Origin of the sequence: Xenorhabdus entomophaga (assembly GCF_037996725.1) — a bacterium.
Classification (GTDB): domain Bacteria; phylum Pseudomonadota; class Gammaproteobacteria; order Enterobacterales; family Enterobacteriaceae; genus Xenorhabdus; species Xenorhabdus khoisanae.
The window spans coordinates 56,105-66,805 of the sequence record NZ_JBBMXH010000014.1; the positions used below are offsets into that span (position 1 = coordinate 56,105).

A 10,701-nucleotide genomic window follows, 5' to 3' on the forward strand; every position below is an offset into this window, starting at 1 on the left:
TATGTCATTGATTAGTTTATCCGGTGCCTGGTTGTCTTTTAGTGATGCACCGTTGTTGGATAATGCTGAACTGCATATAGAAGAAAATGAAAGGGTGTGTCTGGTCGGGCGTAATGGCGCGGGAAAATCGACACTGTTACGCGTGCTGGCAAAAGAGCAACCTTTGGATGACGGGTTGGTTATTTATGAGCAGGATTTGATTGTCGCTCGCTTACAGCAAGATCCTCCCCGCGATGTAGAAGGCACGGTATTTGATTTTGTTGCCGAAGGGGTAAAAGAGCAGGCCGAATATATTAAAGCGTTCCACCATACTTCGCGCTTGGTGGAAACCGATCCGAGTGAAAAGAACCTCAATCGCCTTGCAGAATTACAGGAAGTGCTGGACATTCAGGGTCTTTGGTCACTGGATAGCCGGATTAGCGATGTATTGAAACAATTGTCCTTACCCGCAGACGCGAAATTATCTTCACTGTCCGGTGGTTGGCTGCGCAAGGCGGCATTGGGCAGGGCGCTGGTTTGTGCGCCAAGAGTGTTATTTCTGGATGAACCGACCAACCACCTTGATATTGACACGATCGAATGGTTGGAGAATTTCCTGAAAGATTTCAACGGAAGTCTTGTTTTCATTTCCCATGATCGGTCATTCATTCGCAATATGGCGACACGCATTATCGATCTGGATCGTGGAAAATTGACATCATGGCCAGGAAATTACGATAAGTATCTTGAAGGCAAAGAAGAGGCATTGCGGGTTGAAGAATTGCAAAATGCCGAATTTGACAAAAAACTGGCGCAGGAAGAAGTTTGGATCCGCCAGGGTATTAAAGCACGACGTACCCGTAATGAAGGCCGCGTAAGAGCATTGAAAGCGTTGCGTGTAGAGCATTCTGAACGCCGCAATGTTATGGGCGCGGCGAAAATGCAGGTCGAGGAAGCAACACGTTCCGGTAAGATCGTGTTTGAAATGGAAAATGTAAATTACCAGATTGGTGATAAAACATTAGTTAAAAATTTCTCGGCTCAGGTTCAACGTGGCGACAAGATTGCGTTAGTGGGGCCAAACGGCTGTGGTAAAACCACGCTATTGAAAATGATGTTAGGCAATTTGTCAGCAGACAGTGGGCGCATTCATTGCGGTACAAAACTTGAAGTCGCTTATTTTGATCAGCATCGTACAGCGTTGGACCCTGATAAAACCGTTATGGATAACCTCGCTGAAGGAAAACAGGAAGTGATGGTTAACGGGCGCTCCCGCCATGTACTGGGTTATTTACAGGATTTCCTTTTCCATCCCAAACGAGCCATGACACCTGTACGGGCACTTTCCGGCGGTGAACGCAACCGTCTGTTGTTGGCGCGTCTATTCCTGAAACCAAGCAACTTACTTATTCTTGATGAACCAACCAATGACCTTGATGTTGAAACATTGGAACTACTCGAAGAAATGGTTGATGGTTATACCGGAACTGTGATTCTGGTAAGCCATGATCGTCAATTTGTTGATAATTCAGTCACTGAATGCTGGATTTTTGAAGGTGACGGTGAAATCAGCAATTATGTGGGAGGTTATTACGATGCTCAACAACAACGAGAGCAGCGTATTTCCTTGCGCCAGATCGCAGAGAAAAAGGTCAGTGTTGAAACTAAGGTTGTAAAACCGAAAGATACCCCGAAAAAGGCCAACAATAAGTTAAGCTACCATTTACGGCGTGAATTAGAACAACTACCATCATTATTGGAAAAGTTAGAAGAAGAAATAGAGAAATTGCAATCTCAGGTCAGTGACACTGAGTTCTTCAACCAATCACACGAAATTACACAAAATGTTCTGAATGAATTGGCAAATAAAGAACAAGAATTGGAAAAAGCTTTTGATCGTTGGCAGGAATTAGAAATGATGCAAAATGGATGATAGCTGCTGCATAAAAAAACCATGTAGGCTTTGCTAAAGGAGAAATGCTTTGTGTTCCAATAACCATCAGCATGACAAGCTGGTTCTTTGTCCCCAGTGTGACATGCTGGTGGCTGTGCCTGATTTGGAACAAGGAAGAAAAGCGGTTTGCCCTCGATGTAGTACTTTGCTGACAGCAAAGTGGAAAGAGCCACGCAATCAGCCAACAGGTTATGCAATAAGTGCATTGATGATGCTCTTTCTTGCATGCCTGTTTCCTTTTGTCAGCATGAGTGTCGCGGGGATTGTCAGTGAAATCACACTGACTCAGATCCCCAAGGTAATGTATAGTGAAGACTATTCAAGCATGGCCGTGTTTTTCCTGATCTTTGTTCAGCTTGTGCCGGCATTCTGCATGGTTGCCATTATTCTCTTATGCCAACACGTTAAGATGGCGCGACGTTTAAAAATAGAACTGGCACGTATCCTGTTTAAGATGAAAACATGGTGCATGGCAGAAATTTTCCTTGCGGGAGTGCTGGTGAGCTTTGTTAAGCTCATGGCATATGGTGAAGTTAATATCGGTTTGAGTTTCCTGCCCTATTGCCTTTTTTGCCTGTTTCAGGTCAGGGCTTTTCAATGCCTTGACAGGCATTGGTTTTGGAATGAAATAGAACCAGCTCCTGCAATTTGCCAACCTTTACAGGCTGGGAAACCTGGTCTGGTGCAAGGGATCAGACTGTGTCAATGTTGTACCGCCATTTTACCTGCCCAGCAATCCGAATGCCCGCGTTGCCACACAAAAGGGCATGCCCGTCGCCACCATAGCCTTCAGTACACAATGGCGTTACTGATTACATCAGTCATACTTTATATTCCGGCGAATGTTCTGCCAATTATGGTGACTCAGGCATTGGGAAGCCACATCAACTCCAACATTCTGGAAGGGATTATTTTACTTTGGAGTTCGGGTTCTTATCCTGTTGCGCTAGTCATTTTTATTGCCAGCATCATGGTGCCTTTATTGAAAATGCTGGCCATTAGTTGGCTATGCTGGGATGCAAAAAGCCAAAGTAGCCATGATTCTGAAACAATGCACTTTATTTATGAAATGGTGGAATTTGTTGGTCGTTGGTCCATGATTGATGTGTTCGTTATTGCCGTATTATCGGCGCTGGTTCGCATGGGGCAGTTAATGAGTATCTATCCTGCTACAGGGGCAGTGCTGTTTGCTCTGGTTGTTATCCTGACGATGTTTGCGTCAATGACATTCGATCCACGTTTAACTTGGGATAAAGCCAATAGTAAATTTGCTTTACATGACAATGAGGAGTCGTAAGGTGACGGATAAAGAAGAAGATCAGGCTCAGGCCAGAATCAGCAAACTCAAGAGTTGGTCACCTGTATGGATAGTACCAATTATCACTGTGCTTATCGGCGCCTGGATACTGTTTTACCATTTCAGCCATCAAGGGCCTGAAGTGATATTGATTACATCTAACGCAGAAGGCATTGAGGCGGGAAAAACGAAAATTAAAAGCCGCAGTGTGGACGTTGGTGTCGTCGAAAAAGTTTCATTAAGCGATAATTTGGGGCAGGTGATCATTAAAGCTCGCTTGAATGATGGTATGGAGCGGCTTTTACACAAAGATACTGCATTTTGGGTTGTAAAACCTCAGATTGGGCGTGAAGGTGTTTCTGGCCTGAGTACTTTGCTGTCAGGTGTATTTATTGAATTACAACCTGGCACACAAAGCGGTGAGGAAAAAAAATTCTCACTGCTTGATTCACCGCCACTTGCTTCCCCTGATGCAAAAGGGATTCGTATTATACTGACAAGTGAAAAAGCAGGGCGGCTCTCTCCCGGTGATCCGGTGTTATTTAGGGGATATCGTGTAGGCTCAGTTGAAGCTGGTACTTTTGATCCAATATCTCGGTTAGTTCGCTACCAAATTTTTGTTAATGCACCTTATGACGGTTTATTGACAACCAATGTCAGGTTTTGGAAAGACAGCGGCGTAGCATTTGATATGTCGTCACAAGGTATACGGGTTGACGTTGCCTCATTATCAACGCTGTTTGGCGGTGGTGTCAGTTTTGATGTGCCGGAGGGGTGGGGATTGGGCAATCCTGTCAAAGAAAAGGAAGTCTTTAAACTTTATGACAATGAGAAAAATATCCAAAACTCACTTTATACAGAACATAAAGGCTTTTTATTATTTTTCTCTGACTCAGTGCGTGGTTTACAGTCGGGAGCGCCTGTTGAGTTTCGTGGTATCCGAGTGGGAACAGTAGTAAAAGTTCCTTTTTATACCGAGAGTATCAAACAGCGTGTTGATAGTGATTTTCGAATTCCTATATTGATTCACATAGAGCCGGGGCGTTTCAAAAAAGAGCTGGGAGATGGGTTCGATACAGACAAGGAACTGAAAGAAATTATTGAACGAGGTTTGAGAGCTTCCTTGAAATCGGGCAACTTATTGACAGGGGCGCTGTTTATTGACCTGAATTTTTATCCTGATGAAAAAGTCTGGGAAAATCCACATAAAGTTGCTGGTTATGACATTCTGCCTACAGTAAGTGGTGGTCTGGCACAAATTCAACAAAAAGTTATTACGGCGCTGGATAAGATCAATAACATGCCGATTGAACCGGTATTTATTCAGGCAACGCGAACATTCGAAGAAAGCCAGAAAACTATTAAAACTGCGCAAAAGACAATGGATGAATTAAATCGCATTCTTGCGAGTCAAGAAGCTCAGGGGCTTCCTAAAGATATCCAAAATACGTTGCATGAGTTAAATCGTAGTATGCAGGGCATTCAGCCCGGTTCTCCGGCTTATAACAAGTTGGTTGACAATATGCAGCGGCTGGATCAAGTAATGCGTGAATTACAGCCTGTCTTGAAGACACTGAATAATAAGAGCAATGCGTTGGTATTTGAAGCGGAAGCGATAAAAGATCCTGAACCTAAAAAGGCACCTAAGTAATGAAAAAATTGATTCCAAAATTGGCATTTTTTATCTCTGTCAGTGTTTTTGTTGTTGGAAGTCTGTTTATTTCAGGATGCAGCGGCAGTCAGCCACAAAAAACGTATTACCAATTGCCGGTTTTAGCTGATTCATCATCGGAAAAGTCAGCCTCTTCGGGAAACTTAGCATCACAGGAGAATAAGCTGGGAGCTAAGCATGAACGGCAACTATGGATAAAAGACGTTAATCTTTCTGACTACCTTGCTGCACCCGGAATTGCGTATCAAACCGGAGAGGTCAGCTATATCAACGCATCAAACCATTTGTGGGCCAGCCCATTACAGCAGCAGTTAAAGCAAATTCTGCTTTCTGAACTGAGTGCGGCATTCCCACATCGTTTGGTTTCTGGACAAGAGCTGGAAAAAGATGCAGATGCGTTAGATATCACAATAACTGCTTTTCATGGGCGATATGATGGGCGGGTATTGATTGAAGGATACTGGATATTGTCTAACCCGGATAATGTAACTAAACGACCGTTCAGTCTCGAATTGAAACAGGAAAAAGATGGTTATTCTGAATTAGTGCTTACATTAGCAAAAGGTTACAACCAGTTGACTAAATCCATTGCCAAGCAGATAGCTTCTCAACGCTAACTGAGTAGTGCAAATGTTTTATTATGACAATTCTATGAATATCTTTGCTTGCTATTCATTTTATATAAAGGTATCACTAGCACCAATTGAATAAAAAACGATCGACGTTTCATCTTCATGGTAACAAATGAGGAAATAAGGCATGAAAAGACAAAAAAGAGACCGTTTAGCAAGAGCGCTTTCCAGAGGCTATCAAGCTGGCATTTTGGGACGACCGCGGGAGAATTGTCCTTATCATTCATTGGATGCTCGTTCGTATTGGTTGGGGGGATGGCGTCAGGCGAAGGAAGATCACGTTTAATAGCAAATAAATCTATTGATATTAAATGAAAAATTCACCTCCGCAATGGCGGAGGTGTTCAGCATCGGAGAAAAAGGTCAGTCACCAAAGCGGGATCATTAAAAGGCGCTGGTATCTTTGAACAAACCTACTTTCAAATCAGTCGCAGTATAAATCAGTTTACCATCTACCAAGACTTCACCATCAGCCAGTCCCATAATTAACTTGCGGTTAATGACTCGCTTGAAATTAATGCGATAAGTTACTTTTTTTGCTGTCGGTAATATCTGCCCTGTGAATTTCACTTCACCCACACCAAGCGCGCGGCCTTTACCTTCTCCACCGACCCAGCCCAGGAAAAAGCCAACAAGCTGCCACATTGCATCAAGGCCAAGGCAGCCCGGCATCACGGGATCATTGACAAAATGGCAGTCGAAAAACCATAGCTCAGGGTTGATATCGAACTCAGCCTCGACATACCCTTTATCGTAAGTACCGCCATTTTCTGTCATTTTAATGATGCGATCCATCATCAACATATTGCCAGAAGGCAGTGGCGGCCCATTCTCACCAAACAATTTACCTTGTCCAGAGGCTTGAAGTTCTTCTTTTGTGTAGGATTCTTGTTGTTTAAACATATTCTCAGATAGCCTTACTAATCATGTAGGGCTAGAGAATAGCGTACACTTGTACGCCGAACAACTCCGATCAGATAATGGCAGAACTAACCTAACCAACGTAGAAACCAAGGTAACCGAGGTCGCTCTTGATTATTAGCCTGTGCAATACGTTCATATATCATAGCTAACAAATGTTCTTTTTGTGGATCGTAATAAGGAATACCCGTTAGTAGTGATGCGGCCTCAGAGACATGCTCGACAGCCCAGATATGAAACTGCCCATTTTTTACCGCATCAACGACATCCTGACTTAGGCACAAGTGTTGCACATTGGTTGTTGGAATAATAACGCCTTGAGAGCCGTTGAGTTCACGGTAGTGGCATATGCGGAAAAATCCTTCAATTTTCTCATTGACTCCACCAATTGGTTGTACGTAACCAAATTGGTCTACCGCACCTGTAACCGCAATTTGCTGATCGATAGGCTGTTGTGATAACGCACTGATCAGGGCACATAATTCAGCCAGTGATGCGCTGTCACCATCTACTTCGCCGTAGGATTGCTCGAATACAATGGAAGCAGAGAATGGTTGTGGTTGATCCAACTTCAATTCAGAAATTAAGTAAGCCTGCATAATCATCATGCCTTTTGCATGAATATTGCCGCCTAATTCTACTTTACGTTCCACATCAATAAATTCACCATCCCCTAAATGAGCAACGCAACTGATACGGGAAGGTTCTCCTATTGGATCAGGATGCCCCGGATATTCGATTACTGAAAGGCCGTTAATTTGACCGATAACTGAACCCTGTGTGCGAATCAAGACTTGGCCTTTCAACATTTCATCCATACAACGTTCGGATAAATAGCCATGACGCCAGGCACGATTCTCTTCTGCCTGTTGCAGAGAATGCCCGGTGATCTGGTTTTCTTGCTGGTAGTTGGCTGCTGATTCCAATTTTTGTTGCAACCACTGAATATCCAGAGGCAGACAGAGTTGATCTTCTGTATGGCGGGTCGCTTGTTTGATCAGTTCAGGCCAGGCATCTGCACTCAGTGGAGGCAGCTCCTGTTGTTGAATGACGCCATTAACATGACGGCACCACACAGCCAGATCATCTTCTTCGTGAAAGAGGATATCCGGCTCAAATTCACCATACAGTGCACTGTTTGCCAGTTCGGGTTCAATGGATTGTAGTTCTTCAAGACTTAATCTGTCTCCCACTAAAACCAGACGCAGATTCAATTCCATTGATGGTACAGGAAAGGGAAGGGAGCGGTTTTCATCTTGTGACAGCCAGTCAAATCGGCGTTGGGTAATCATCTGTTTGAGACGAACCCACATTAATGGTTGAGAAAGCAGAGTCCGAAGAGGCAAAATCAGAATACCACCATTTACTTGATGGATAAGCCCGGGCTGCAATTGAATTACACCTTGATGTGTATAGATATTGCCAAATAATTGCTCTGGTTCAATCCACTCACGATAAGTAACTCGCTCAGTCGGAGCAAACATACCTTCCCCGGATGCATGCCAAGTAAGGGTTTGGTGTTCTATTTGATAATAGCCACCGATACTTGGACGATCTTTCGGTAGTAAAGAGGAAATCGTATGAGATAAAAGAGACAGATAAGCATCACTCTCTTCCGCCTTTAGCAGCATAAAAGGTTGGCGCAGATTAGCCTGACAAAAAAGAGTTAACCCACTGTGCAGTCTGGGCTGAACCTCATCCATTGTGATGGGGGACAGTTCAGCGACAGAATTAAAGAGTGCTTGATAAGGCGTATTGTTTGGCTGTAATGCTTGCCAGTCTAGTTTTATATTCGTCAAAGTGGTAGCTACATATAGTGAAAAAGGAAACATTTATTATACAAGATTAGACAATGAACCAACATGCCAGAATCTTAAAAGAAACGACATTTGAGCTAACACATTTATTGCTTGTAAAATAAGCCAATATTTTGTGTTGCTATGAGCAATTCAAAGAAATAATTGCTATGCTTAATTTAAGTTACGCTGTCACTGAGAGATGAAATGAAATATCAACAATTGGAAAATCTGGAATGTGGCTGGAAATGGGCATATTTGGCAAAAAAACACCGTGAAGGTGAACAGGTTACTAAATATATTGAAAAAAGTGCAGCGCAGGATGCGGTCAATGAATTGATGAAGCTGGAACGTGAACCAATTAAGGTGTTGGAATGGATCTCGCTGCACATGAATTCGGATTTATCTAACCGGATGAAACAAACAATTCGGGCACGGCGTAAACGTCATTTTAATGCAGAACACCAACACTCACGTAAAAAATCCATCGATCTGGATTTCCATGTTTGGCAGCGACTTTCTGCTCTCTCTCGACGTCGGGGTAATACTTTATCGGAAATGATAATACAGTTGCTGGAAGACGCTGAATATAGAGAAAAGTATGCGCACCAGATGTCGAATTTGAAGCAGGATTTAGAAGCTATATTGAGAAAATAGTCTCAACTTACTCACAAACTCAATCTACGTATAGAAAAGAAAAGATGGGCAGAAAAAACAAAACCCCATCTGAAATGGGGTTTTGTTGATCAATCTATCAGAACAAGATTACTGTGCTACTTTTGGTTGAGTAACAACTTCTTTAGTGCCCTGAATATTGATAATTACACGGCGATCTGGCGCCAGACAGTCGATAAGTTTAGCGCGAACTTTGATGTTGTCACAGGTAGAGCCAGTGACAGGGCTTTCTTTACCGCGGCCTTCTGCCTGAATGCTGTTTGCTGGGATGCCTTTAGCAACCAGATAATCTACAACAGATTGAGCGCGTTTTTGAGACAATGGCAGGTTGTAATTCTGGCTACCGATGCGATCAGTATAACCAATTACTACAACGTTCCCCTGATTTGGGTCGATTTGAGCCAGTTGGTTGTAGAGGTTATCCAGCTCTTGTTTACCTTCTTCTTTCAGCGTTGATTTGTTGAAGTTGAACAGAACGTCAGAGCGCAGAGTAAAGCTCTTGTTTTCAACAATTGGTGCTGGGACGACTGGAGCCGGAGCTGCTGGAGCAACAACCGGAGCGACAGCTTCATCTTGACCGAAGCGGTAAGAAATGCCAACGCTCAGCAGGCCGTTATCTGGACGTGCACCAACGGTAGTTGCATCACCGATGTTATTAACCCATTGGTAATCCAGACGGGTTGCCAGATTTTTGGTCAATGCGTATTCAACACCAATCGCAGCCAAAGGAGAAACACCCGTGTCATGGTCTTTCTTATTTACTTGTTTAGGAGATGCAGCATTGGCGTCATAAGTTGCAGAAGAGTCTGCACGCCACACCATACCACCCAGGCGTGTATAGACATCAAGATTGTCCATCACTGGGTAGCTCAATTTTGTTGTCAGTTGAACACCTTGAGCACGGAAAGCACCGTTATCAACGCTGCCTTTATAAGTCATGCGACCTAACCAATCATAACCCAGTTCAAAGCCCAGATATGGATTTGCCTGATAACCGACATAGGCACCTGTGCCTAGTTGGCTTTTGCGAGTTGGGCCGTTGCCAATTCGATTATCATAGCCATTACCGTAGAAATTTACATCATGGTATTGAGACCAACCCAGCTTAGCACCGGTATACCAGGTATTATCCTTTGGAGCTGCTTGAGCAGCAGTTGCGAAAGCTGCCACTGCCACTGCTACTGCGATAGCTGTCTTTTTCATTTTACGCCTCGTTATCATCCAAATAGGCAATTGGCCTTAAAAGCCTTATTATTAGCCATTGGTTAAAATGTTCGATTAGGTAACTGTGCTCCTGTCAGAAGATGTTTCCTGAAATATAAGAGTAGTAAGCACAAACCTAAACTGTGTAAAGTCTACAACGAACTTAAAAAGTTACAAGTGCACTGTGACTAGTGACACAAAATTTTTAATTAGCGCTATACAAATAAAAAATATTTCTGACAAACATTTACAATATTGACCTTATCAATATGTTGATTTTTATTGTAAAGAGGGTTGATTATCAATTAGTAGCTTATTTTTTATAAAAAATATTGGGATAAATCCTAAATTTTGTTAGTGATAGTAAATAGAGTGAATATGTAATCTATTTGATGGTGAAACCAATTGATGAGTTAAATTTTGTGGCCGCATAATAAAACCAAGCGCAGTGCCTCTTTGCGCGTAACCCTTCACCAGTCCCCCATTGACACAAAAATGTGATGTTTATCGCTTGATCCGCATTTCCCTGTTGCTTGATCCTGCCAGTCAGGTAACTTTTTCACCCATGAAAA

Annotated in this window: 9 protein-coding genes; 6 read left to right on the forward strand and 3 right to left on the reverse strand. The window is 43.0% G+C overall.

Annotated features, from left to right (window positions below; translation table 11 throughout):
• Position 1 precedes the first annotated feature (1 nt).
• The 5 genes from AAC854_RS04795 to rmf all read left to right on the forward strand — a co-directional run bounded on the left by AAC854_RS04795 (position 2) and on the right by rmf (position 5,820).
• Complete coding sequence (locus AAC854_RS04795) at positions 2–1,912, forward strand: ABC transporter ATP-binding protein (RefSeq protein WP_340616107.1); 1,911 nt, start codon at positions 2–4, stop codon at positions 1,910–1,912.
• 103 nt (positions 1,913–2,015) lie between these two features.
• On the forward strand, positions 2,016–3,230 hold the full coding sequence (gene pqiA / locus AAC854_RS04800) for a membrane integrity-associated transporter subunit PqiA (RefSeq protein WP_422824047.1): 1,215 nt from the start codon (positions 2,016–2,018) through the stop codon (positions 3,228–3,230).
• Positions 3,217–4,881 carry an intermembrane transport protein PqiB gene (gene pqiB / locus AAC854_RS04805; RefSeq protein WP_340616111.1) on the forward strand — a complete coding sequence of 555 codons (1,665 nt, stop codon included), beginning with the start codon at positions 3,217–3,219 and terminating at the stop codon, positions 4,879–4,881. The genes pqiA and pqiB overlap by 14 nt, the downstream gene beginning before the upstream one ends.
• Complete coding sequence (gene pqiC, locus AAC854_RS04810) at positions 4,881–5,519, forward strand: membrane integrity-associated transporter subunit PqiC (protein WP_340616109.1); 639 nt, start codon at positions 4,881–4,883, stop codon at positions 5,517–5,519. The genes pqiB and pqiC overlap by 1 nt, the downstream gene beginning before the upstream one ends.
• Before the next feature lie 142 nt (positions 5,520–5,661).
• Positions 5,662–5,820, forward strand: coding sequence for a ribosome modulation factor (gene rmf, locus AAC854_RS04815; protein WP_072061398.1), 159 nt, complete (start codon positions 5,662–5,664; stop codon positions 5,818–5,820).
• A 98-nt stretch (positions 5,821–5,918) separates the two neighbouring features.
• Here the strand turns inward: rmf and fabA are convergent, their stop codons facing one another.
• Both fabA and AAC854_RS04825 read right to left on the reverse strand, forming a co-directional pair.
• Positions 5,919–6,437, reverse strand: a complete 519-nt coding sequence (fabA, locus tag AAC854_RS04820) for a bifunctional 3-hydroxydecanoyl-ACP dehydratase/trans-2-decenoyl-ACP isomerase (RefSeq protein ID WP_047962491.1) — start codon at positions 6,435–6,437, stop codon at positions 5,919–5,921.
• A gap of 86 nt (positions 6,438–6,523) precedes the next feature.
• A complete protein-coding gene (locus tag AAC854_RS04825) occupies positions 6,524–8,254 on the reverse strand; it encodes a Lon protease family protein (RefSeq protein ID WP_273547253.1) in 1,731 nt (576 codons plus the stop codon).
• A 204-nt stretch (positions 8,255–8,458) separates the two neighbouring features.
• Between AAC854_RS04825 and matP the strand changes: the two genes are divergently transcribed.
• Positions 8,459–8,908: a macrodomain Ter protein MatP gene (matP, locus tag AAC854_RS04830; RefSeq protein WP_273547254.1), complete on the forward strand. Its 450-nt coding sequence runs from the start codon at positions 8,459–8,461 to the stop codon at positions 8,906–8,908.
• A gap of 108 nt (positions 8,909–9,016) precedes the next feature.
• Here the strand turns inward: matP and ompA are convergent, their stop codons facing one another.
• The gene (gene ompA, locus AAC854_RS04835; protein ID WP_273547255.1) at positions 9,017–10,129 is read right to left on the reverse strand and encodes a porin OmpA; all 1,113 of its coding nucleotides are present in this window, start codon (positions 10,127–10,129) and stop codon (positions 9,017–9,019) included.
• Between the last annotated feature and the right edge of the window lie 572 nt (positions 10,130–10,701).

What these genes read in the sequence shown, in the direction of transcription:
- AAC854_RS04795 (WP_340616107.1), top strand. Translation starts at nt 2, where the DNA reads ATGTCATTGATTAGTTTATCCGGTGCCTGGTTGTCTTTTAGTGATGCA.
- pqiA (WP_422824047.1), top strand. Translation starts at nt 2,016, where the DNA reads ATGCTGGTGGCTGTGCCTGATTTGGAACAAGGAAGAAAAGCGGTTTGC.
- pqiB (WP_340616111.1), top strand. Translation starts at nt 3,217, where the DNA reads ATGAGGAGTCGTAAGGTGACGGATAAAGAAGAAGATCAGGCTCAGGCC.
- pqiC (WP_340616109.1), top strand. Translation starts at nt 4,881, where the DNA reads ATGAAAAAATTGATTCCAAAATTGGCATTTTTTATCTCTGTCAGTGTT.
- rmf (WP_072061398.1), top strand. Translation starts at nt 5,662, where the DNA reads ATGAAAAGACAAAAAAGAGACCGTTTAGCAAGAGCGCTTTCCAGAGGC.
- fabA (WP_047962491.1), bottom strand. Translation starts at nt 6,437, where the DNA reads ATGTTTAAACAACAAGAATCCTACACAAAAGAAGAACTTCAAGCCTCT.
- matP (WP_273547254.1), top strand. Translation starts at nt 8,459, where the DNA reads ATGAAATATCAACAATTGGAAAATCTGGAATGTGGCTGGAAATGGGCA.
- ompA (WP_273547255.1), bottom strand. Translation starts at nt 10,129, where the DNA reads ATGAAAAAGACAGCTATCGCAGTAGCAGTGGCAGTGGCAGCTTTCGCA.